The following is a 26,017-nucleotide window of genomic DNA, read 5'->3' as shown; positions in this document are numbered from 1 at the left end:
CAAGGCCCACCCCACGGTGGGCCTTGTGGCTCTTGGAACTACCACTGGCCAACGATGGGGTAGTTATGCGCCAGGGGCTTCTCGGGCATGACCTCCTCCATGACGTCGGAGTAGCCTTGCTCCTGGCCGGCGAGGTTGGGCTGGAAACAGTAACAGTGGAAGCGTCGTTGCAGAATCGTATTATTACGGTCGACGATGGCGGGGGGATTTTCGTTGAGGGCGATGAACTCATCAAAGAGAGTAGCGCGGACGCAGTAAGCATGTGCCGTGAGCGCTTCCACGCCGCGCACGATGTGCGGTGAGACTGCAATCGGCTCCACGAGGTGATAGCAGCCCAGGAAGAACATGTGCCAATCTTCGGGAAGCTCTGCCATGTACCCGGGGAAAAGATCGTTGAGCGCGGGGTCGAGGGTCACATCGTCCTCAAAGATGAGGACATTTTCGCAGCCCTCGCGCTTCGCCTGCTTTACGGCCGCGAGGTGGCTCATGGTGCAGGCATAGTCCTGCGGGCGAAGATGGCTCAGATGATCGGGAATCACGGCTGTCCGGGCATCGACGGCGGAGAGACGCTCTACATTGCTGATCCGATGCTCGGTGAATTTCTGCTGCACGGCCTGCCAGCGGTCCGGCCGCCGGTCGAGGTTAATGCAGATCTTCTTTGCGAAGAAGGTATCAATCGTGACGGGCATGACTGGTTCTTTCCAGGATCGCGTTGATGTGTGAGCTAAGAACGGAGACATGCGGCGGGAGCAGCATGGTGAGGTGATTGCCGGGCAGGTCAATCACTGCAACCGGCCTGCACGAAAATGCGGACCAGCCCCATGAAGAGTCGGCGCGGAGAGCTGCTACTTCGGCAGAGGGCGCATAGTCTTCCGCTCCGGACTCCGTAGCACGAAAGAGCGTGATCGGTATGGGAAGCGGCGCTGCCTCAGGTTGATAAGTTGTGCGAAAGTTGCTTTGGTAGACGCGGAGATAGGCGCGCAGCCGTCCTGTATCGGCACCGGCGAGCCAGTCGCTTTGCCGTGCGATGCGGTCGAGGATCAGCGTGAGCCGTTCCTCTTCATTGCGGTCTTCGAGATCTTGCCGCGAGAGATTCAGATCCGCGTGCAGAAATTCTCCGATTTCGTGGATGATCGCCAGGAGCCAGTCGATCTCCGTCCACGATTGCCAATATGGATGGCTGACCGAGGTGGGCGCAGTGGAGTCGAAGATCGCGAGCCACTCAACGGTGTTTCCTCGCGCGTTCAACAGACGAGCCATTTCGAGAGCGACTGACGATCCGAAGGAATGACCGGCGAGGGCGCACGGTCCGTCGCCAATGATAGGGAGGATGTTGGCGAGGTGATGAGCAGCAATGGCTTCGACGGTAGCGAGTGGTTCTGCCGCGTCATTCAGCCCCGGGGGCTCAAGGCCATAGATCGAGGGGCCGGCACGTAGCTGCTGAGCGAGGGCGTTGAAGTAGAGGACGTTGCCGCCTGCGCCTGGAAGTAGAAGGATGGGAGTGCCGGTGTGTCCAGAACGTATCTTCACGATGCCGTTCGTAGAGATGGCCGAAGAGTCGCGAAGTGTCACGGCGAGTTGTTCGACGGTCGGATTTTGAAAGAGCTGTGCAATCGGCAGGCGGCGCTGGAAGGTGATCTCAATCTGGTTCATCAGCCGCACCGCCATGATGGAGTGGCCGCCGAGGTCGAAGTAGTCATCGGTGATACCGACGCCCGTTCTATCCAAAACATCCTCCCAGATGGCGAGCAGCTTGCTCTCGATCTCATCTCGTGGAGTAACGCTCATGCGGCTGGGAGCAGACGTTTTAGGGGGAGTGGTTGTTTGCATTGGAGCGGCAGGCTCATGCATCGCAATCAAGTCCGCGCAGGTGATCTCCGGATGGAGAAGGTAACGCTCAAGCGTCCGGGAGATATCAGCAAAGATGCGATTTACGGTGCCGGGCTGCAAGCGCCGCGGATCCCACGCGATGCGCAGGTTGAGTTGCTGGCCGGGCGTGATGGTGATGGCCAACGGATAGTTGGTCTGGTCGAAAGTGCGGATGTCGCCGAGGGTGAGTCCGGAGTGATCGATGCCTGCTGGCGAGGCGACAGGATAATTTTCAAAGACAAAGAGGCTCTCAAAGAGTGGGGAGCCATTGGGTAGACCGCTCCACCGCTGCAGGTCGATGAGAGAGACGGCAGTGTGGTGGTCCATGGCAGCCTGCTCTGCCTGCAGGGTGTCGAGATAAGTATGGAAAGAGGAGGCTCCGTCGATACGGCAGCGCAGTGGCAGCGTGTGGATGAAGAGTCCTACCATCGCTTCCACGCCTGGGATGTGTGGTGGCCGTCCTGATACAGTGACTCCGAAGGTGACATCCTGAAGCCCTGAGGCGGCGCTAAGAATTAAGCTCCACGTGCCACGAAGCAGAGTGTTAAGGGTAAGGTGCTGCGTGCGAAGTTTTGCGGTGAGAGCAGAGGTGAATTCCGCTTCCAGCACAAGCGACTGTTCCTGCAGGGCAGAGAATTCGGAGGAAGAGGAGCGGTCTCCAGGAAGCGGCGTTGGCCGCCGCAGTCCCTGTAGATACTGTCGCCACCAGTTCTCATGGGTGCTTTCCGGTTGCAGCGCAAGCCAGTCGATATAGGTGCGATAAGGCGTAGGGGTGGCCCGCTCCGGAGGAGTGTTATTGCTTGCGATGGCGACGTAGTCTTCCAGGATCTCGCTCAACAGAATGGCCGTGCTCCATCCGTCCATGAGGATGTGGTGGGTTGTCCAGCAGAGGGTCCATCGCACTGGTGACCACTGGATGAGCAGGCAGCGGAACAGGGGCGCCGTCAGTAGATCGAAGCCAAGTTCACGCTCCTCAAGCAGTAGGTCTTCTAGTATCTTTTGGTGTTCGTCTGGATCGAGGTGCGTGCAGTCGAGCGTCTTCCAAGGCAGCTCTAATTCTGCGGCGATGACCTGAAGTGCTTGACGAAGGCCATCCCACATAAAACTGGTGCGCAGCACCTCATGCCGCTCCATGGCGCGCTTCCATGCCTGGCGTAAGGCCGCGGGATGGAATGCGCCCTCAATGGGGAAGCTGAATTGCAGGCAGTAGGCGGAGGGATCTCGATGGTAGAGGGAGTGGAAGAGCATGCCCTCTTGTAAGGGCGAAAGTGTGTAACTGTCGACGATGGCTGGCGAACTCTGAAGATGGATGGGAGGATGGCACAGAGCGATGAGCTGCTGCTGGAAGTTGCTCGCGAGCGCTTCGATTGCTGAGCGCTCCTGCAGGCGGCTGTTGTAATGCCACTCGACCTGCAGCCGGTTATTGCTGACGGCCGAGATAATTTCAAACAGATGAGAGCGCCGCGCCCGCAGCGAACGAAGAGGCGTGACTATTTCCGAGGCGGGTTTCCACTCTACGGTCTGCTGCAGTGCGGTATCTATTTGCCCGTGATAGTTGAAGAGGATGGGAGAGGGCTGCGAGTCACGGAAGGCGTTCGGCGCGGCAAGATACCGGAGGATCGGGTAATGGAATCCTTCTTCCGGAATCCGGCGGAGCTGTTCGCGAACCGAAGGCACTGAATCGCGGATCGAAGCAGAAACGGCCACACTGACTGAGACGGGATAGATCGTTGTGAACCAGCCTACTGTGCGGGAAAGATCGGTTTGTGGGTCCGATGCATGACGCCCATGCCGTTCCACGTCGAGTGTGACGCGAGAGTGGCCAGTGGTGCTGGCGACTCCCTGGGCCAAGGCCGCAACCAGGAGTTCCTGAATGCTCGCGTTATAGGTACGCGGTGCCTGGCGCAGCAGAGCCGCAGTGGCGTGTTCGTCGAGTTCAAAGCTGCAGGATGCTTCCTCCGAGACAAGATTTTTTTCTTGCGTGGGCCAGAGATTGCAGGAAGGAACCTGCTGCCAGAAGGAAACTTCATCCGCCAGGGAGGGAGATTTGGCGACATCGCGCAGATGAAGAGACCACTCCCGGAAAGAGGTGGCAGGCGGTGCAAGCGGTTGCTGGTGATAGGCGCGGTAGAGGTCTTCAAGAAGAATGCGCCAGGAGACACCATCGACTGCAAGGTGGTGAATGGTGAAAAAAAGCCGTGAGGGACTGCCGTCTGAGAATGTGAACAGACGCGCTGCCAGGAGAGGGCCATGGACAATATCGATTCTGGCTTCGGCAGCCTGTGTAAGCTGCTCCATCTCGCTGGGCGTGGCGAGAGTGTGGGTTTCAAAGTCAGGCGGCACTGTTGCGGCAGGAATGAACTGTTGCCAGCCGTCTTTGGCACGGTGAAATCGCAGTCTGAGGGCTGCATGACATTCGCAGAGTTGCAGCAGGGCCGTAGAAAGCCTTTCGGCATCAGTATTGGCCGGAACCTCTAAAAGAACCGATTGCGTAAAGAGCGAGGGTTCGGGGAGTTCCTGCTGAAAGAACCATAGCTGAATCGGGGTGAGCGGTGTTGGTCCGGTTGGATCTACATTGGAGCGAATTGCCGCATCGCCTGCGGCCGCGGCCAGCGTGGCAATGGTTTGATGCTGAAATATCTGCCGGGCTGTGATGTGCAGGCCCGCCTGGTTGGCGCGGGCCACCACCTGGAGGCCTAGGATGGAGTCTCCGCCTAACTCGAAAAAGTTTGCATGGACGTCTACAGCCGTGAGCTGAAGAACATCGCACCAGATAGAGGCGAGAATCTTCTCGCGCGGAGTGGAGGCTGGTTGAGCTTGGATCGGAACTGCTGCTGCGGCGGTGGGCTCTGGAAGAGCCTTGCGATTGATCTTTCCATTGGGCAGCAGTGGCAGGTACTGGAGGATCACAAAGGCCGCCGGCACCATGTAGGCGGGCAGAGTGTCCTTGAGAAAAGCGCGCAGTTCCTCGGCCAAGGAGGGACTCGCGCTGGTGGCGATGTAGGCCACCAGGCGTGTGATGGCGGCTTCGGTCTTTGCCACGACGACACAATCGCGGACCTGGGGATGAGTGCGCAGAGTTTCTTCGATCTCTCCAAGCTCGATGCGGAAGCCTCGGACCTTTACCTGATGATCGAGACGGCCGAGAAACTCGATGACGCCATCGCTGGTGAAGCGTGCAAGATCGCCTGTGCGGTAAAGCCGGGCCTGCGGGTCGCCGCCGAGATGGTCTGGAATGAACTTGGCCGCTGTGAGTTCGGGGGCGGCGAAGTATCCCTGACCAACAGGGGTTCCTCCGATGAGCAACTCCCCGGGCACTCCGATGGGCGTAGGCTGCAGGGCTTTGTCTACGATGTAAATCTGCGTATTTGCAATGGGGCGGCCGATGGGCACGGTGCGCCTGGTCTCGCCAGGGCGGCACTGCCAGAAGGTAACGTCAATGGCGGCCTCTGTTGGTCCATATAAGTTATGCAGTTCCGCGGGGATAACGTCGAAGAACTTTTGTTGCAGATCGAGAGGCAGAGCCTCTCCGCTACAGATGACGCGCTTCAGCGAGGTGCAGCCGCCAGCCCCCGGTTCTTCCAGGAAAGCGCGCAGCATGGAGGGAACAAAATGAAGGGTAGTCACTTGTGCCTTGCCAATGAGATCGACGAGGTAGTCGCTCTCGCGGTGGCCGCCGGGTTTCGCGAAGACAATGCTGGCTCCAGCCAGGAGCGGCCAAAAGAATTCCCACACCGACACATCAAAACTGAAGGGTGTTTTCTGCAGAATGACGTCCTCGGAGGTAAGGCGATAGGCACTCTGCATCCAAAGCAGACGGTTTGTCAGCGCACGATGTGAGTTGAGCGCACCCTTCGGTTGCCCGGTAGAGCCGGAGGTGTAGATCATGTAGGCCGTGTGATCCGGACCTACGGCGGGCGACGGATTCTGCGCGAAGGCAAGGTTGGGAGGCTCCGGCGACAGAAGGATGAGCTGGGCTGCGGAGGGTGGCAGCGCAGGCGCAATGTGGGGTTGCGTGAGCAGCAAGGATACCTGGGAGTTTCGGAGCATGAAGCTCAGCCGTTCGCCCGGGTACTCGGGGTCGATGGGAACGTAGGCTCCGCCAGCCTTCAGAATGGCGAGAAGAGCGACGATCATTTCGAGAGAGCGCTCCATCGCGACGCCGACCAGTGTTCCCGGGGCGACTCCAAGTGCGAGAAGCTGCCGGGCCACCTTGTTGCTTCGGAGGTTCAGCTCGCCGTAGGTAAGTGATATGTCCTCAAGGGTGACTGCCACGGCGTTCGGCTGTTCTTTCGCATGCTGCTCGAAGAGAGAGTGAACAGGAGTACTGGGGAAATCGGCTTGCGTCTGGTTCCAGCTACGGGTGACCAAAATACGTTCTTCCGGCGAGAGCATCGGCAAGGTGTCGATGGGGGCATTCGGGTCTGCGGCAATGCCGGCGAGCAGAGTCCTGAGATGGGCCGCCATACGTTTGATGGTGGAGCGTTCGAAAATTGCGGTGTTGAACTCAAGCGTGCCTTCGATATCGCTGCCGCTGTCCTGCATGTACAGGGTCAAGTCGAATTTCGCGGTCTGTGTGCCGAGAGGGAGTGAAGAGACTGTGAGGCCGGGGATGATGGCGGCTGTTGGCGGTTCGGTCTCATAGGCGAACATGACCTGAAAGACAGGAGTGCGGCTGAGGTTGCGCTCCGGCTGAAGTGCATCGACAATTTGCTCGAAGGGAACCTGCTGGCGGGCGTAGCCTTCGAGCGCGACCTGCTTCACTTTTGCGAGAAGATCGCGGAAAGTGTCGTTTGCCTCCAGAACGATGCGGAATGCCACGGTATTGACGAAGAATCCGATGAGCGGTTCCGACTCCGGCGCGGTACGATTCGCGACCGGGGATCCGATCACAATGTCCTGCTGGTTGCTGTAGCGCGATAGCAGGAGCGCGTAGGCCGAAAGCAGCAGCATGAAGGGTGTTGCGCCACTTGCCTGCGCGAGGGATCGCAGCGGCCGCATGACTTCGGCATCGAGGTGGAAGGTGACCGCGTCGCCAGCAAAGGTCTGGATTTGAGGCCGGGGATGATCGAGGGGGAGTTCGATCTGTCCTGGTGCTCCCCGGAGTGCTGCCGTCTGTGCCTCTAACTGCTGTTGTATCGCCGGTGATAGAAGCTGCTCGCGTTCCCATCGCGCATAGTCGGCGTATTGAATAGTGAGATCGGGGAGTTGGACTCCTTGATAGAAGCTGGTGATTTCTCGAATAAGGATGCCGGAGGACCATGCGTCCGAAATTATGTGGTGCATCGCGAGTCCGAGAATATGCAAGCCCGGCTGGACCCGGTAGAGCACCGCACGGAAAAGTGGACCGCGGGCGAGATCGAAGGGCTGTTCGGCGAAGGCTTGGAAGTGTACCGTCGCGTCCTGCTCGGATGACGCTTCAAGCAGGGGAAGGCTGACCGGGATGTATGGCTTGATCTCTTGCGATGGAAGACCATTGAGTTCTGGAAATGCAGTGCGCAGAATCTCATGCCGCCGCACCACCTGGGAGAGCGCGGCCTCGATGCGTTCATGCTCAAGCGCGCCTTCGATGCGGAGGGCACTCGAGAGGTGGTAGGCCGAGGTTTCTTCAAGCTGTGACAGAAACCAAAGCCTCTGCTGCGAAAACGAGAGCGGCAGAGGAGCGGTTCGCGGCGCCGGAGGAATGAGGCGCGCTGCCGGGGCTACCTCTGGCTGCTGCGCAGAGTCAATCAGGCAGGAGATGGCAACAATCGTTTGCAGTTCGAAGATGTCATCAATGGAGATCTCAAAGCGGAATGCACTCCAGATGCGCGAGACGATCTGAACGGAGAGCAGAGAGTCGCCGCCGAGATCGAAGAACTTGTCTTCGATTGAGATGTCGGGTGTATCGAATGTCTCGCGCCAGATGCCGAGCAGACTCTCCTGAGTCGCCGTTATTTGCGTGGGGGATTTCTCCACGGCTGCCGGCTGGAAGTGCTGCAACGCAGTGCGATCGATCTTTCCATTGGTGTTGAGCGGAAGGGTCTGGAGGACATGGACTTCAGAGGGCACCATGTAGTCGGGCAGACTTTGGGCCAGCCATTCGCGGAGCATTTGCGCAGAGAAGTCTGCAAGGAGCGTGGTGAAAGCAATGAGCTTGCCGGTTCCATGCGAGTCGCGGCGATAAACAACGGCGGCCGCGCAGACCTGAGGATGGCTAGAGAGAATGCCTTCAATTTCTCCGAGTTCGACGCGGTATCCCCGAATCTTTACTTGTGAATCTGTTCGGCCGAAGCACTGGATCAGGCCCTCCGGAAGCCAGCGGCCGATATCTCCGGTGCGATAGAGGCGATCCCCGCCAGGCAAAGGGCTCGTGATGAATCTGTCCGCTGTAATGTCGGGGCGGTTGTGATATCCGCGGGCGAGACCATCGCCCGCGATGTAGATTTCACCTCGCACTCCCAGGGGGACAGGCTTGCTGTCTTCATCGAGAATCGCCACACGCGTGTTGGTGATGGGGCGCCCGATGAGAACGGCTGGCACATCATCTTCCACACGCCAGACAATGCAGCCAACCGTGGCTTCTGTGGGACCGTATTCGTTATAGATATCGATACTCCGGTCAATCCTGCGGAGCACGGCGATGTGATGGGGCGTGAGTTCTTCCCCGCCCACAATAATCTTGCGGATGGTGGACGGAGCCACGTCCATAAACTCAAGCAGGCTCACGTGCGATGGTGTCAGCTTGAGGGTATCGATACCGCTGCCGGGCTCGAACGCATGCTCAAGGATGGCCTGAATGTTCTGTGACTGCGGATAAATGCGCAGAGATTTGCCGCGCACCAGCGGGCAAAAGAGGTTGGTGAGCGTGAAGTCGAAACTGAGAGAACTGTAGAGCCCGAAGCTGCCGGTCTCCGGCTTGTCTGTGAAGTAATAGTCGCACGCCCACCGTATGTAGTGAGAGAGATTGCGGTGTTCGAGCAGGACTCCTTTGGGCTTTCCTGTCGAACCGGAGGTGTAAATGACGTATGCGAGATGATGGGATGCGATGGCCTGATGGGGGTGGTCAGGTTCCGGCTGCCAGCCGGGGAGCGTCTGGTCGAGAAAGAGGATCTGGCCTGCGAAATCAAACCAGCGGTTCATCTTGTCTGACTGGGTGAGCAGGAGCGGCAGCGCGGTATCGTTGAGGATGTCGCGGATGCGGCTTACCGGATAGGAACTGTCAATGGGCACGAAAGCTGCGCCTGCCTTGAGAATGCCAAGGACGGCGACGATCATCGCCTCGGAGCGATCGAGCATGACTCCAACCATGGACTCGGGGCCAAGGGCATACTCTTCACGGAGACGGCGGGCCAGCGCGTTCGCCTTGCCATTGAGTTTGGCATAGGTGATGACGCGATCCTCCAGCAGAAGCGCCGGCTGATCGGGAGTGCGAGCCGCTTGCGCTTCGAACATCTCGACGACCGTCTCTGAGCTTCGAGTGAGAGTTGGGCCTTCGCTGAAGTTGGAGAGAGACAGCCACTCGCGGGCGGACAGAGCCTTGAAGTTCTTGAGCGGTTGCTCGAAGTCTTCCAATTGCGTCAGGATATCGGCCAGGCCGTCTGCAAGACCTTCGACGAGGAAGGCTTCGACCGGTTCGGAAAAAGCGATCTCAACCTCTCCCTGGTCCAGCGCGGTGCAGATGCGAAGAGACGCGGAGGTATCCGGGGTCGAGGGGTCATGAATCCGGTTATCGTGCAGGGTAACAAGAAATGGAGCGTGGGCGTGCTGTTCGCCGCAGGCTATGGAGGGGGCGTTATACGCCTCTTCGAGCATGGCTCCGATGTGTTCAAGAAATTCTCCCAGCTCTTTGACGGGGTCAATTTCTACCATAAGAGTTACAAATTCACCGGAAGCACCGGAAGCACCGGAAGCACCCGGAGTACCGGAGAGCGCCGGCATTTGGAAGAGAATCGCCGATGCGCGGAAGTGCTTCCAGATCAGGAGCGCAAGAGCTGCCGTGACCAGGGCAAGCTCTCCCAGTTCGTTTTCGGCGATGCGGCCGAGCAGGGAGCGTGACGCGGCAGAGAGATGGACGCTGCGAGCATCCGTCTGCCTGCTGGGGGCGGCGTTCAGGAGACTATGGAATGGCAAAGATCGGCTCCGTGAAGTGTCTCTTTCATGCAAAATAGCCGCTCGGCCTTGATGTTCTTTTCGGCGCAGTACTCCAGCAGCTTGTTGGATTCGGTGATGGGCAGTGATTCGGCGGTGTACTGAATGGCCATGATGTGGTGCAGCCATGGTTCCTGACCCATGGCGTATACATAGACCTCTTTGGGGTGAAAGAGATCGACGAGTTGGCGGGCGCGATCGAAGTTGCTGCCGGAGAGCGTGCGGGAGCGGTCCTGGTCGCGCGGTAGAGGCTTATCGAGCAGCGGACCATAGAGCCATGAGAGCGGAGCACCGTCACACTCCATGCCCAGGAAAAGAACGTCTATATCGCCCGTCTGCTCATGGACGCGGCGGTAAATCTCAATGTCCACCGCGCAGGAGTCCGCGGCAAAGATTGTGGACCAGCCATCCACTGCGATGTGATGGCAGAGTTTGGTGCGGATATCCAGGTCTGCATGCTCACCGAGGAACGGGAGCGCGGTGAGCACGCCGCCACCGTGCAGGGGCAGAGATTCCATCTCTTCGAGTTCAAGGACGCTTGGAAATCCCAGCGCCTGCAAGGTCAGCTTGAGGCTGGGATCCTGCAGTTGCCCGGTGCCGTTGCGAGGCACAATCACGGTGCCGATCATATGACGCAGTTGCAGCAAGGTCTCGATGAGCACATGGTCCTGATGATTGTGGGTGATCACCACGTAGTCGATGTGAGGAGGCAGGTCCTCATAGGTGTAGCGGGAGTTGGCGCCACGGTATGGGAAGCTGACCACGGGATCAGACAGGATGCTGATGCCTTGCGTCTCCAGCAGCAGGCAGGCATGGCCGAAGTAGCGGATGCGGGCGCCTTCGCCCTCGAACCGCTGCCGCTGCGGCGGCGGCTCCTCGGAGAAGAAGCTGCGAAAGGTTTCTCTTTGCACAGGGGGGATGCGGAGTTTTTCGGCAATTTCTTGCACCGGGCCGCGTTCGTAGCGCGTGCGAAACAGGCGGTCGAGTTCGGGCGAGTCAAACGGCATGCGGACGATCACAGAAGAGGCATCTGCGAGACGTGGCGTGCTGAGCACAAAGGGCCGGTTATCATTCTGCGTTGCGTGAATGTGCAGGCTTTGCGCGCTGCGGTCGTAATAGCGGCTGCGATACAGCAGCGATTCGAAGAATCGGAATCCAGGGTTGTTTCGCAGGTCGTAATAGATCTCAACATATCCGCGCAGAGGGGCAGGAATGCGTGCGTACAGACTATCGAGCGATGCTCCCCTGGCTTCTGCCGAAAGCATTTGGCTGAGCTCATGGACAGCTGCGGCGAATTCGAGCATATGGCTCTGTGCATTGCGGGTTTGCTCGATGAGCTGCCGAACCTCGGGGCTGCGATCCGTGTCGTAATCGACGAAGGGACCTCCAAGCATGCGAGGGTTTTTTACAGCAGCGGCATGCACGTGGGGAGCCTGGACATAAGACTGCATGATCTTCAGGTGGCGGCCTGCGATGTTCATCGCACAGGTCGCGGGCGAGATCAGATGCGGCCAGGCATACCAGCCGGAGACGAGTGGTTCGGCGACGATATCTCCGCGCAGATAAAGGTGATCGTCCATCATTATGGCTCCAGGAGAGTGGGCGCGGTGGCGGCCGGCTTCAGGCGCAGCCCTACGCGAACCTTTTGCTGTGGAACAGAGGACTTGGGGCGAAGCGGAATGCGATCAATTGGCAGATCCGGGGTATCGACGCATGCTTGTTGAATGTCCATGAGCCGGTCACGCATCGTGCGGATGGTTTCTTCGCGAAAGATGCCGGTGTTGTATTGGAGCGAGATGTGAAGCTCGTCCGCATCTTCCACCGCATGGAACGAGAGGTCGAATTTGGAAGATGTGTCATCCTGCGCAAGCACGCTAACGGTAAGATCGCGATTGTCTTCGAGATCGGCAATGTAGTCCACCTGAACATCAAAGAGCGGCGCTCGGCCCGGAGTGGAGCGTAGCTTCAATTCTTCGAGCAGGAGATCAAAAGGATAAGCAGCGTGTAGCTGTGCCTGGGTCGAGGCCAGAATGACCGTGCCGATGGCTTGCTCGATGGAGCCATCCGCTGGCATTTGCACACGCAGCACGACCGGGTTGACGAAGACACCAATCTGACCCGCGAGTTGCGGATGGTCGCGCTCCGCAGAGACGGTTCCGAGCACGAGATCGCGGCTTCCACTTTCCTGAGACAGAAGGATGCAGATGGAGCAGAGGACGACGTGATAGAGGGAGGTATGGTGGCGGCGAGCGAGTTCGCGTAACGCAGCGGTTTTTGACGCGTCTAAGTCGAGCGTCAGACTGCGTCCATGATGGGTGGGGCGCGACGGCCGTGTGTGGTCGAGCGGCAGTTGCAGACGCGGAGCATCCTGAAGATGATTCCTCCAGAACTCGCGGTGGAGATGCATCGTGTGGATCTGCTCGTTGTGCCACGCCGCGTAATCGCGGTACTGAATAGGGAGTGGGGTGAGAACAAGTCCTCGATACAGTGCCCGGAGGTCCCGCGTGAGCACCGTCATTGACCAGGCATCGGCGATGATGTGGTGAAGGGTGAGAAGCAGGACATGAGTGGATGACCCGATCTTCAGGATTGCAGCGCGGAAGAGCGGTCCCTGGGTCAGATCGAAAGGCTGTTGAGCTTCCCGTTGTAGCGACTCGTCCAGATTGCCATCGAGGACGAGATGCCGTACCTGAAAACCTATATCAACGCGGGAGAGGATTCTTTGTTGAAGCGCTCCCTGAACGAGGCCGAAGACGGTGCGCAGACTCTCGTGCCGATCGACGAGCTGTTCGAGTGCGGAAGCCAGCCGGGTAGCATCGATTTCGCCTTCTATCTGCAATGCTGCGGACATGTTGTACGTCGAGATGCCTGAGTTGCGGCTGGCGAGCCAGATTCGCTTTTGCGCGCGTGAGACCGGATGCCACGGCTGCAGTGGTAGCGCAGGTATCTCCTGACTGCGTGCCGGGGCTGCGTGGGAAAGCTTTTCCGCAAGTGTGCGAGGGGTGGGTGAGGTGAAAATATCGGCAATCGATATCTCGAATCCAAGCTCTCGGCGGACGCGGCCGGCCAACAGCATAGCCTTCAGGCTGTGGCCGCCGATGTCGAAAAAATTGTCCTCCATAGCCACAGCAGAGCGTTGGAGTGTTTCGGCGAAGATGCGTGCGAGCGCCGCTTCTGCCGGCGTGCGCGGTATAGAGGTCGCGGTCGGGACAATCTCAGCGTGTTGCGGACGAGGAAGTGCAGCGCGGTGGATCTTTCCATTCGGAGTCACCGGCATCTCGTCCAGCAACATGACGAAGTCCGGCACCATGTATGCGGGAAGCCGTTCTGCCAATGCCGCGCGCACGGTCGCTGGCGTCCAGCCCTTTCCTGTGGCGTATGCGTGCAAGCACTTTGCGGTATCGCCGTGCGCGACGACGACCGCCTGCGATATGCCATCCAGGCTTGTGAGGGTGGATTCGATCTCGCCAAGCTCGATGCGATATCCCCGAATCTTAACCTGGAAATCGCGGCGGCCAAAGAATAGGATGTTGCCGTCCGGAGCAAAGCACCCGAGATCTCCGGTGTGATACATGCGGACCCCCGGCTCTTGCGAGATTGGATCGTCCTCGAAGACGGCGCGTGTGCGTGCATCGTCGAAGAGGTATCCCCGTCCCACGCCGACTCCTGCCACGCAGATCTCTCCCTTCACGCCAATCGGACAGAGGTTCTTATGCGCATCGAGAATGTAGAGCCGGAGGTTTTGTATCGGCTTGCCGAGAGGGATGGAGGGCAGTGCCGGCGCGCTCTGCATGACGTAGTGCGCAATTGAGTCCGATGCCTCGGTCGGCCCGTAGGTATTGAGCAGCGGCACCCCAGGATTGAGGGCAAACCACGCGTGGACATGCGCGGGCTGCAGAACTTCGCCGATTGCGAGGAGATATCGTAGCGTCGGGAAGGTAGTGCATGCTTGCTGCTTGAGCTCGTCAAGAAATGTGGCCAGATAGGTGGGCACGAACTGCATAGCAGTGACGTCATCACGCCGTAGGGAATCGATGAGCGAGGATGGCTCCAGAACGACCGCGTCTGGATAAATGATGGTCTGGCCTCCCACGGCCAGAGATGCAAAGGACTGCCAGACGGAGATGTCGGAGCAGTGAGAGGCCGTTTGCGCAATGACGCTATCGCAATCGAGTTGCAGCCGGCGCGTCATGGCGAGAATGTGGTTGAGCATGCCGCGCTGCTCGACCATGGCCCCCTTCGGATGACCAGTGGAGCCGGAGGTGAAGATCACATAACTGACATCTTCGGGACGGCAGAGTGGGGTAAAGGCTTCGTCCTCGCCGGCTGTGTCGAAGAGATCGCTGTCCTCCTTTACGACCAGCGAAGGCTTTGCGGCGGAGAGAATCATCTGGATGCGATGCTCGGGGTAACCGGGATCGACCGGCACGTAGGCCGCACCGCATTTCCAGATTGCCAGAATGGTTTCGATCATCGCCACGGAGCGAGGCATCTGCAGAGCAATCCGGTCGCCGGGCCGGATGCTGTGACGGTTGGCCAGCTTACTGGCGATACGGTCTGCGTGCTGTATCAGTTCTCCATAGCTGCGGGTGACCTCGCCACAGCGGACGGCGGTTCTCGCGGAGTTCTGATGTGCCATGGATTCGATGCGTTCCACAAGGGTTTTGTCCGGGAAGGCAGGCGCTGCCGTGTCGTTCCACTCATGGAGGATTTGTTGCTCCTCGTGAGCCGTGAGAATCGGTAGCGTGGTGATCGGAGTCTCGGACGAAGCCGTAAAGCTGGCGAGAAGTGTCTCGAAGTGTCCAAGCATGCGGGTCACCGTCTCGCGGTCAAAGCGTGCGTTGTAAAACAAGGCGCGCAGAGAGAGTTGTGCGCCTGGAGTGACCACGAGCGAGAGCGGATAGTTATTAGGATCAAATGCCTGTGTCTCGCGGATCCGGATGCCTGCGAGTGACTCCCCCATGGCGTCTTCGAGGGGATAGTTCTGGAAGATGAGCAGGCTCTCGAAAAGAGGAGAAGTGGAGGGTACGCCGCTGCGCTTTTGGATTTCGGCAAGAGGGTAGTACGAGAACTCATTCTGTTGGGAGAGGTTCGATTGGTGCTTCTGCAGCCACGGACGCAGCGGCTCCGCGGTGACAGTACAGCGAACCGGCAGCGCATTGATGAACAGTCCCACCATGCTGTCTGCCTCATGAAGCGACTCGGGGCGCCCGGAGACGATGGTGCCGAATACGACGTCGGGCTCTCCACTGTAGCGATGAAGCAGAAGAGCCCAGGCCGCAGCGGCGAGTGTGTTGAGAGTGATGCCCTGCTCCTGCGCGAAGTCTCTGAGCTGTGTAGTCGCGGCAGCGGAGATCAGAATCTCTGCCTCTTCGTACACGCCGGCTCCGGCGATCCCTGTCAACTCGGCAGGCCCAAGGGGTAAAGGGGTTGGGAGAGTGAAGCTCGCGAGACGGTTGGTCCAGAACTCTTCTGCCGCGGGGAGATCCTGCGACTGCAGCCAGGCGATGTAGTCACGGAATGGTGGCGGCGTGGAATGGGCGAGATAGGCATAGGCCGCGATGACGTCGCGCATCACCAGTCCTGTGCTCCAGCCATCGAGCACGATGTGATGCTGGCACCAGTTGAAGCGCCAGGCTGCTTCTCCCACACGGTGAAGGCTCAACCGCAGCAACGGTGCATGCGTGAGGTCAAAGTGGTGAGAGCGTTCCTGCGTGAGGTGGCATTGCCAGGCTGCGGCAGCCTCGGCCTCTGGCAGGTGGCTATGGTCTTCGAGATGCCAGGGAATACCGGCATGGCGATGCACCACCTGGACGGGAACCTCAAGGCCGTCGAAGTGGAACGAAGTGCGCAGAACCTGGTGACGCCGTACCACGTCGGCCCATGCTTGTTGGAAACGCTCTACGTCGAGGTTGCCTTCGATGAGGCAACTGAAGTTGTTGATATACGCTCCGGCATCCGGCTCATGGATGCTATGGAAGAGCATCCCCTGCTGTGTGGGAGTGAGAGTGTAGATGTCTTCGACATCGGAGGGTGCTCGTGCGGTGAGCGTGTCGAGCGATGTCTGAGAGAGGGATGCCAGAGGGAAGTCAGAGGGGGTGAAGCCAAGCGTGGGTGCGGCGGAGCAGTGCTCAATCAGATCGGCCAGGACAGACGCATAGCTGTGAGCGAGAGTGCGAATGGTGGCCTGGTGATGCAGGTGACGGCTGAACTCCCAGACCATCTGGAGCCGGCTGCCGGTGACATAGCAATTGAGTGTAAGGGGATACTCGCGAAGTTGATTGGGGTTTTGGCCTCTACCGCTGCTCTCCGCAGCGAGCTTCCACTCGAACGAGGCCGGAAAGAGCTGGTCAGTTTGTCCCAGGTAGTTGAAGAGGATGTGCGGAGTGGGTATCGTCGTGCCAAGCGAGTGGCGCAACAGGCCGTAGCTGAGGCCACCGTCGGGGACGCGGCGCAGTGTTTCCTTCACCGATTTGAGAACGCTGGCCAGACCGCTGTTTTCCTGTAGAGGAAAGATGACGGGGTAAATTGAAGTGAACCATCCGATGGTTCGGGTGATGTCCAGGCCCTGCACCAGTTCGTTACGCCCATGCGCTTCAAGATCGACGGCAATGTTCGTAGCGCCCGTCCAGTTTTGCATTGCAATCGAAAGTGCCGTCAGCAGGAGGTCGTTGATGTGTGCGCGATACGCCTGAGGGGCGGTCGTAAGCAGCGCTGTGGTGAGCCGCTCGTCCAGAGTGGTGCGGATTTCTTCCGCAGATGAGACAAGATTGGGGCCAGCGGGTGGTTGAAGATCGATGGGCAGCTCCGGCACAGGCAGTTCTGCAAGCGAATTCCAGTACGCTCGGTCAGCTTCAACATCTCCGGAGTTCGTCAGCCTCTCCAGACCTCTGGCAAAGGAAGCCCATGCTGCTGCTGGTGGGGAACTCGCCATCTGCTTGTAGTTGCTGTAGAGAGTTTCCAGAAAGATACCCCAGGAGACGCCATCGATAACCAGATGATGCGCGACCAACAGAAGACGAGCAGTTGCATCGCCGGGGATGCGAAAGAAATCAGCCCGAGCCAGAGGACCGTGCGTGATGTCCAGGCTGGCATGCGCTTCGTCTATAGCTCGTGAGAGTTCGCTGCTTGCTGTTTCATGGACGGCGAGTGGAATATCCGCATCTGGGACGATCTCCTGACGCCATCCGTCCGAGGTCTTATGGAAGCGTAGCCGGAAAGCATCGTGGAGTTGTGCGGTGCTGTACAGAGCATTTTGCAAGAGTGCGATGTCGAGATCGACGGGCACCTCCAGCAGCACAGACTGGTTGTACTGGTTCTGGTCGTACTTGCGTAGAGCGAAGAACCTCTCTTGAATCGGAGCGAGAGGAATGGAACCCGTGGGAGCCACAGGCTCAACGGCCTGAGGTTCCAGGGGAATTGCCACTGCAGACAGATCCGCGACGGTCGGATACTGGAAGATTTGCCGTGTCGTAATCTTGAGCCCGGCACGTGCGGCTAGCGCCACGATGCGCATGCTGAGGATCGAATCACCTCCAAGCGCGAAGATGTTGTCGTGGATGCCGGGCGGATCGATGCCGAGTGCCTCTCCGCATGCCGCGCATAGGGCGGCTTCGACAGTATTCCGCGGCGGTGAGCTGACTTGTTCTTCCATGAGCCGGGCTACGCCGGGAGCAGGTAGCGCTGGCCGGTCGATTTTTCCGTTGCGAGTGAGTGGCAGTTGCTCCAGCACGATGTAGATGGCGGGCACCATGTACTCCGGCAGTCTCAGGCGCAGGAAGGCGGCGATTTCTTCGCCCGGCAGAGCCGCTTCACGAAAGACCACATAGGCGCAAAGCATGGCCTGGCCATCTCTGCCACGGTGAGCTACCACCACCGCCTCGCGAATCTGCCGCAGCTTGCGGAGTTCGGTCTCAATCTCCCCCAACTCGATACGGTAGCCGCGAATCTTTACCTGATGGTCTTTGCGTCCGGCGAGCGAAAGCACGCCATTCGGCAGCATGCACCCGATGTCGCCGGTGCGGTACATGCGGACGCCGCGATGCTCATGAAACGGGTCGTCGCGAAATACAGACTTCGTCTGCGCTTCGTTGCCTAAATATCCACGGCCAACGCCGATACCCGAGACGCAGATCTCTCCGTTAACACCGGGCGGGCAAAGATTCATCTGCTCGTCGACGACGTAGATGCGAAGATTCTGAATCGGCCGGCCCAGCGGGATGGAGGCCTCCTCCGCCGCTTGGGTCATGAAGTGGTGCGTGATGTCGTCCGATGCCTCTGTCGGACCGTAGGCATTGACGAGTGGGATCTCAGGAAAGCGATGGAACCATGCCTCCACCAGAAGCGGACTGACAATCTCTCCGGTGACGAGCATGTAGCGAAGATGTCTGAGCGTGTCAGGCCGGGATGAGAGCTGTTCCAGCAGCAACGCGAGGTAGGAGGGGACAACCTCAAGGATGTTGACGCGGGTGGACTCGATGCAGGAGAGAACGTTTGGAATGTCGTGGACAAAATCATTGCCGAGGATGACCGTGCAGCCGCCGGCCAGCGGTGCAGCAAAGAATTGCCAGACTGAAATGTCGAAGCAGTGAGAGGCGTTCTGCGCAATGACCGAGGTGGAGTCGAGCGAGAGGTCGTCCACTTTGGCGAGCATGTGATTCAGCATGCCGGCGTGCTCGACCATCGCTCCCTTGGGCATGCCCGTAGAGCCTGAAGTGTAGATCACATAAGCGAGGCTTTCGGAAGAGATGGGCCGCAGAAGGTCGCTTTCATCGCCTTCGACGCGATCCTCAAGATCGATGACAGGAGCGATGGACTGGAAGCCGCTGGCAAGAAAATCGCTGGTGGTGAGAAGCAGCTTTGCTTGTGAATCCGCGAGGATGGTGCGGATGCGTTCGGCCGGGTACTCCGGATCGATGGGGACATAGGCTGCTCCGCACTTCCATATCGCGAGGATGGCCTCCATCATGCGTTCGGATCGCGGCGCGAGAATGGCGACGAGGTCGTCCGGCTGAAGAGGAGTGGTCGTCAAGAGTTGGCGCGCCCGGCGGTTGGCGCGCGCGTTCCACTCACCGATGGATAGGACTCTGCCATCGCATGCAACTGCGGGCCTCTTGGGATGCGCGGCAGCATTCTCTTCGAGGCGATGAACGAGTGTGCGGGAAGCATCGAAAGGAGCGTCCTTGCCGCGAGCATTTTGCAGCACTTGTTCGCGCTCCGGTGCAGTCAGCAGTGAAAATCGCCCGATGGTTTTCGAGGGCTCGCTGACAAACTGTTCCAGCAGAGCGCCGAAGTGACCGAGCATGCGCTGCATGGTTTCGCGCTCAAAGCGCTCAGGATCGTAGGCAAGATCGGCCTCCCATTGTGACTTCGCGGTGACCTGAAGCTCTAGGGAAACATCGGCGCGGTCGTAGATCTGCACCTGGTCGATGTGAATGCCGTGAGCGCCCTCAACCAGGGAGTGGTCTAGGGGGTAATTCATGAAGATAACGTTGCTCTCAAACAACGGAGTGGCTGGAGGCACTTCGCTCCAACGCTGGATATCCGACAGTGGGGCATATTCAAACTGGCTGCGAGCTGCCTGCCGGGCCTGGATCATCCGGAGCCAGGGAACCAAGAGCTGGCGGGGATCGACTCGTACCCGGACTGGCACCGTATTGATGAAGAGTCCGAGCATCGTCTCCACATCGGGTAGCTCAGAGGGACGCCCAGCAACGGTTGTGCCGAAAACCACATCGGTCTCCCCCGCGTAGCGCGCGAGCAGGATTGCCCATGCACCTTGCACGATTGTGTTGGGAGTGAGGCGATGCTCTCTGCAGAACTCTTTCAGGCGTGTGCTGAGCTCTTGCGAGAGATTTGAGTGAAGCTGCTCGGTTGCCGCGCCAAAGTCAGATGCTGCAGGCCTTGCGGCGAGGATGCGCGTGGGTGAGTCGAACCCTTCGAGGTAGCGGGTCCAGAACTGCCGGGCGCCGTCGATATCCTGACGGCCCAGCCAATCGATGTAATCGCGATAAGGAGGAGCGGTACGCAGAGTGAGCGGAGCGCCGTGGGTGAGATGAGCATAGTGGGCGAACACCTCCTCCATCACAAGAGAAAGGCACCAGCCGTCGCTCAGAAGATGATGGTGGCTCCAGTGGAAGAGGTATTGGTCGTCGTCAATGCGGATCAGCGCGCAGCGCATCAGCGGAATCTGGTCGAGCGCAAACCCGTTGGTGCGGTCTTCTTGCAGGAATTGCTGAAAACGTTCCAACTGCTCCGCTTCCGGCATGCCGCGCCAGTCAAGGTCGGTCCAGGGCAGATCGACTGGCGCGGGATGGACGGCTTGCATGGGCTTGTCGAGCAGCTCCCACCGAAAAGAGGTGCGCAGAATGGCATGACGGTTCAGTAGATTCTGCCAGGCCTGCCGGAAGCTTTGTGCGTCGAGGCCGCCCGTCATGCGGCCGCTGAACTGATTGAAACTGGTGGTACGCCCGGGATGATGCAAGGCATGGAATAGCATCGCCCGCTGCATGGGCGATAGCTCATATACGTCTTCTGCGATATGGGTAGTCGTCATGACGTAGCCCGTGTGGCGAACGCGCTTTCGCTCTCGTTGCCTGCGCTTGAGGACTGAGAAGGAGAAGCAATGGAAGGCGAGGTAAGTGAGAGCAGGTGGTCGGCATAGCTCTGGGCCAGCTCCGCGATCTCGTGAGCAGCGTAGGCATCCTGGTTGTAGGTCCAACTCAACCGGAAGCAGCCATCCAGCACCATACTTTCCAGCTCAAAGAGGTGAATTCGCTCGGACTGCGAACTCCGCTCCGGCCCATTGGAGCGCAGCACCGGCTTCCATCCGGAGCCGCCCGGCAGGAGGCGGTCAATCTGCCCTATGTAGTTGAAGAGGACAGGAGCTGCGGCGTCCATTTGGAGCGCCGGCTCCTGGCGCAGATAGCGTGCGATGCCATAACCTGCGCCGTGGTGGGGGATGGCGCGCAGTTGCGCCTGGATTGCGCGCAGAATCGCCACTGGTGTCGTGGACTCCGGCGTCTGTAAAAGAACAGGATAAAGTGCGGTGAACCACCCGACGGTGCGCGAGAGGTCGAGGTCGCTTGAGAATGTCTCCCGGCCGTGGCCTTCCATGTCCACGAGCAGGCTGCCTGCTCCAGTCCATTGCCGGAAGGCCATCAGAAGTGCGGTGAGCAATAGCTCGTGAATATCCGCGGAAAGCGCGTGCGTGGCATGGTGGAGTAGAGCATCTGTCTGCGGCGGGGCCAGTTCCAGTGTGTGCGTCCTCGCAGAGGTCATGGTTCCAGGAGACATGCCTTCAAAAAAGTTTGCTGCTTCGCTCGGCCCGGACGGCCGATCCCCTGAGGCAGGCAATTCGGAGATGTCTAGGCTTCTCAGCATCCGGGTCCACTCGCCGATTGAGGAGGTTTTGAGCGGCAGGGTGACGCTATCTTCTTCCTGAATCTGCCGGCAGGCAGCGTGCAGATCTTCGAGCAGAATGCGCCATGAAACACCATCCACGATGAGGTGATGGGCAATGAGCAGGAGATGGGCAGGGCCCGAGGCTGCTGGATGAAAGAGGTGTGCTCTCAGGAGCGGCGGCTTTTGCAGGTTGAAGTCCTGCTGCAACTTTGTTGCGGTGGCGAGTCTCTCGCTCTCACTGGAGGGACTGGAGGTGGTCACCTCTACGTGCGGTGTCTGGTTAGAGTAGACCTGTTGCCAGACGCCGTCGTCTTCCACGAAGGTAAGTCGAAGTGCATCGTGGTGCTGGACGAGTTCGTTCAGCGCCCGTTCGAGTGTCTGCTGTCCCAGGTACTGCGGCACTTCAAGCAAAATGGATTGGTTGAAGTGATGCCGGTCTTTGACCTGCTGGGCATAGAACCAGTGCTGCGCAGGTGTGAGCGGCACAACGCCGGTGGCGGACTCCTGGGAAGGCTGCGTGTTCGATACCGCAACGGCCACCTTGGCGAGAGCAGCGACAGTCGGATGCTCAAAGTGCTGCTTGGCTGTGAGTTTGATGCCCGCCTGATGCGCTCGTGAGATGACCTGGAGGACCAGAATGGAGTCTCCTCCGAGATCAAAGAAGTTGTCGTTGCGTCCGATCCCTTCACGGCCCAACAGATGTGTCCATATGGAGAGCAGGGTCTGCTCGATCATGTTCGCAGGCGTCGCATGATCGCCGGAACTGAAAGTGGTATCTGCGTCGGTTGCCATGGTGGCGAGCGTGCGGCGGTCGATTTTCCCGCTGGAGGTAAGCGGCATCTTGGCGAGCTTGTGGATGGAGGCCGGAACCATGTAGGTTGGCAGCTTGCTTTTCAGTGCTTCGCGAAGCCTGGCGGGGTCCACCGTTTCGGGAGTGACCCATGCCACGAGATGCTTGCCTCGGGTTACGTCGTCTTTGAGCAGAGCCACTGCATCGACGACGCCCTTCTGCTCGCGGAGAGCAGCTTCCAACTCGCCGAGTTCGATGCGATAGCCGCGTACCTTTACCTGGGAGTCCTTGCGGCCGGCAATCTCAAGGTTGCCATCGGGCAGCCATACTCCCAAATCACCGGTGCGATAGATGCGTTCGCCAGGCTCAAAGGGATTGGCGATAAAGCCTGCCGCAGTGAGCTCGTCACGGTTAAGATAACCATGCGCGAGCGCCACGCCGGCAATGCAGATTTCTCCGAAGCAGCCTTCCGGCACCAGTTGATGGTTTTCATCCAGCAGATAGATATGCACATTCTGAATGGGCTTGCCGACGGGCAGGCGGGAGCCATAGTGCGCGCCGGGATCTACGACATAATCTGTGACGCAGACGGTCGCTTCGGTGGGGCCGTAGGAGTTATGGACTGTGCGTGTCTGGGCCAGGCGCACCGCTTCGTCTACGCGGGCGCTGTCGCCGGCGCTGATGACTCGCTTCACGGAGTCGAGGATGGACCAGTCCAGCGCGTTGAGATACACGGGCAACGCATTGACAGTGGTCACCTGATGCTTCGCCATGTAAGCGGAGAACTGTTGAGGGTCCTTGACGATCTCTGGCCGAGCCAGAACGAGACGCGCACCTGCCAGCAGGGAGACGCACACCTCCATCATGGAGCCGTCAAAGCTGGCGGAGTAGAACTGGATCAGCCGGTCCGTCTCGTCAAAGCCGAAGGCAGTGACGTGATGTTGTGCCATGTTCAAGAGCCCGCGGTGCGAGAGAACCACTCCCTTGGGCGTTCCTGTGGAACCGGAGGTGTAGATGATGTATGCGGCGTCTTCCGGAAGAACGTTGCCTGCGGCCGGTTCGGGAGCCGGCTCCAGCTCCGTGAGTTGGAAGTCCATTGCAACCATGGGAATCATCCACATGTCCGTGAGGAGAGGCAGATGTTCGGAGTGCAGGAGCAGCGCGCGAACATTGGCATCCTCGATCATGAAGCGGAGCCGGTCAGGCGGAAGCTCGGGGTCGAGCGGGAGATAGACGCCACCCGCCTTCAGCACGCCGAGCAGGCCGATCACCCAGCGTTCCGAGCGGTCCGAAAGTATGCCGACCGTGTCGCCGCGCTGGATGGAATAGCCGGTACTGAGGAAGTGGGCCAGCCGTGAAGATTGCTCGTCCAGTTCCGCGTAGGTCACCTGACTGTCTTCGGTCAGAATGGCAATGCTGTCCGGCGTCGCCTTCACGCGTTCGGCAAAGTGGTCGAGGAATGTTCCGCGAACGGGCGTCGCCGCCGCACGGGCGGTGAGACGCAGCCTCTCTGTTTCGTCGAGAAGAGAGATTGATTCCAGTGGACTGTCGAGTTCCGCCAAGCCCGCGATGGCATGCGTGAGGTGCCTGGCAAAGTTCTGCAGGAAGTGCAGAGTGAACAGGTTGGGGTTGCCGGTGAGGGTGAGGGCAGGCGTCGAGCCGCGATGAGCGGAGATGATGAGGTCATGACTTCCGGCCGCAGGCTCATGCAGTCCTTCCCATTGGACAAGGACGTTGGTCTGCGGATGGCGCGGGAGCAGAGTAGCGGCGAAGTCGCTGACTGGGAAGTCCTGGTAAGCATAGGTTTCCTGCACTATGGTGCGGACTTGGTTGAGGTATTCACGTACAGTCGGCCCGGCGTACGATTCGGCGATCAGCGGGATCTCGCCGCTGAACTTTGTACGGGGCTCGGCCAGCAGGTGCGGCGCATCGACAAAGCACCCTTTCGCGCCGCTGTATTGCCTCAGAACCCGGAACAGCGCGGCGAGCAGAATGATAAAACTTCCTGTCTCGCCTTGCTGGGCGGCACTGCGGAGAAACTCCGACGCCGCACCGCCAATCTCGAAGCGATGGACGGGTTCAGGGCCATTCGGTAGCGCGTAGGACTGTGCATTCTGAGTGAAGCGGAAGTCGTCCGGAATGCGCGCGTAGGCATTGATCCAGAACTCGCGGTGCTCGGCATACGGACCGCTGGTAACGAGAGCATTGAATTCAGTGAGCGCTGGCAACGAAGATCTCCTTTTGGGCGTAGAGACTCTCGGACTCTATTCCTTTGGAACGGCAGTAGTTCACAAAGGAGCGTGACTGAATAAGGCTGGGCGAGTCTTCAGAGAACTCATTATCGAGAATGTGGTTGAGCCAAGGCTCCTGGCCCATGGCATAGATGTAGACCTGCCGGAAGCGGAAGCGATCAACGAGTGCCATAGCTTCGTGAATGTTGCAGCCGCGGGCGCGGCGGGAGTTGTCGATGTCGCGGGGCAGCGGCTTTGGGAAGAGCGGACCGAAGACCCAAGAGGGCGGTGCGCCTTCGCACTCCATGCCGAGGAAGAGGATGTCCGGTTCGCCGGTTTGGCGGAAGATGTGATCGTAGACAGTGGGGTCGAGGTTGCACGAGTCCGCGATAGCAAGCACCGAGTGAGAGCCGATGCGAACCGAGTACGCATTCTTGCTCTGGATGGCGAGATCATTGTGCTCGCCCATGAAAGGGATGGCCGTGATGCATCCGCCCGGAACAGGAATGGATTCGTTGTCGCGGACTTCTATAACGCTCGGGAAGCCGATTTTACGCAGGGCAAGCTGCAGCGAGGGGTCTTGCGGAAACCCATCGCAATTTCTGCCAACGACGATGGTTCCGATCCGGTGGCGGAGCTGCAGCAGGGTCTCGAGAATGATGTGGTCGTGATGGCTGTGCGTGATGAGAGCGTAATCGATTCGCTCAGGTAAGTCGGCGAAGGTATAGCGGGGAAGGTCTGTCGGGTAACTGTAGCTGACCGCAGGGTCGAGCATGATATTGACGCCAGGTGCCTGAATCAGGATGCAGGCATGGCCGTAGTAACGAATGCGGAATCCATCGCCATCGTAGTCGCGGTCGTCTTTCTGCTCTGGAGCATCTTCTGTAAAGAAGGTGCGGAAGAGGGGCTCGATATCGCCGGTGATTCCGAACTTCTCCGCAATTTCCTTGTAGCTGCCGGCAGCGTCGCGCATGTGGAAGAGTGTGTCGATCTCGGGCGAAGCAAACGGCATCTGGCAGAAGATGGTGCTCTCGTCTTTGAGGCGTGGTGTACTCAGGATGAATGGCCTGCGGGTGTTCGCATCGATGGCTGAAAGCGCGATGCTCTGGACTGCTGGCTCGTAGCTTGGGCTGTTGTAGAGCATCGACTCGAATACACGGAATGACGGGTTGTGGTTCAGGTCGTAATAGAGCTCCACATATCCCTTCAGCGCATCGGGAATCTGCGGATAAATGGGGTCCATAGCGAGACCATGCGCCTCTTTCGCGATCAGGCTCGAAAGCTGTTTGAAGCCCTTCGCGAACTCGATCAGTTTGGCAGAATGCTCCATGGTCACCGTGATCAGGTCCCGGATCTCGTCTACCCGCTTGCCGTCGAGGTCAATGAAAGGACCGCCCTTCATCGCCGGGTTCTTACAGGCCGTGGCATGCATCATCGGGGATGCCACGTAGGACTTCATGATCGGTAGGTAACGCTCCGCGATATTCAGCGACGCGGTCACGGGCGGTACTGAAAGAAACCAGGCATACCACTGATTGAAGAGCGGCTCAAACTGAACGTTCGGCTTCAGATAGACATTGTTTCCGAAGGGCAT

At 59.1% G+C, this 26,017-nt stretch carries 6 protein-coding genes; all 6 read right to left on the bottom strand.

The features are described from left to right. Positions 1-38: 38 nt before the first annotated feature. From ACP_RS05545 to ACP_RS05520, 6 genes are read right to left on the bottom strand one after another with little or no spacing between them, the layout of a single operon-like run. Positions 39-689: a glycosyltransferase family 25 protein gene (locus ACP_RS05545; protein WP_015896315.1), complete on the bottom strand. Its 651-nt coding sequence runs from the start codon at positions 687-689 to the stop codon at positions 39-41. Continuing rightward, entirely contained in the window at positions 673-9,981 is a 9,309-nt protein-coding gene (locus ACP_RS05540) for a non-ribosomal peptide synthetase (protein ID WP_015896314.1), read from the bottom strand. The genes ACP_RS05545 and ACP_RS05540 overlap by 17 nt, the downstream gene beginning before the upstream one ends. Beyond that, the gene (locus ACP_RS05535; RefSeq protein WP_015896313.1) at positions 9,960-11,582 is read right to left on the bottom strand and encodes an MBL fold metallo-hydrolase; all 1,623 of its coding nucleotides are present in this window, start codon (positions 11,580-11,582) and stop codon (positions 9,960-9,962) included. The genes ACP_RS05540 and ACP_RS05535 overlap by 22 nt, the downstream gene beginning before the upstream one ends. After that, on the bottom strand, positions 11,582-20,554 hold the full coding sequence (locus tag ACP_RS05530) for a non-ribosomal peptide synthetase (RefSeq protein WP_083770523.1): 8,973 nt from the start codon (positions 20,552-20,554) through the stop codon (positions 11,582-11,584). The genes ACP_RS05535 and ACP_RS05530 overlap by 1 nt, the downstream gene beginning before the upstream one ends. After that, positions 20,551-24,420, bottom strand: coding sequence for a non-ribosomal peptide synthetase (locus ACP_RS05525; RefSeq protein WP_052294694.1), 3,870 nt, complete (start codon positions 24,418-24,420; stop codon positions 20,551-20,553). Before ACP_RS05525 ends, ACP_RS05530 begins: the two co-directional genes overlap by 4 nt. After that, positions 24,404-26,017 (bottom strand): MBL fold metallo-hydrolase, encoded by a 1,614-nt coding sequence (locus ACP_RS05520; RefSeq protein ID WP_015896312.1) that lies wholly within the window; start codon positions 26,015-26,017, stop codon positions 24,404-24,406. The genes ACP_RS05525 and ACP_RS05520 overlap by 17 nt, the downstream gene beginning before the upstream one ends.

The sequence above is a fragment of the Acidobacterium capsulatum ATCC 51196 genome (assembly GCF_000022565.1).
GTDB lineage: Bacteria > Acidobacteriota > Terriglobia > Terriglobales > Acidobacteriaceae > Acidobacterium > Acidobacterium capsulatum.
This window is presented reverse-complemented; position numbering and strand designations above follow the sequence as displayed.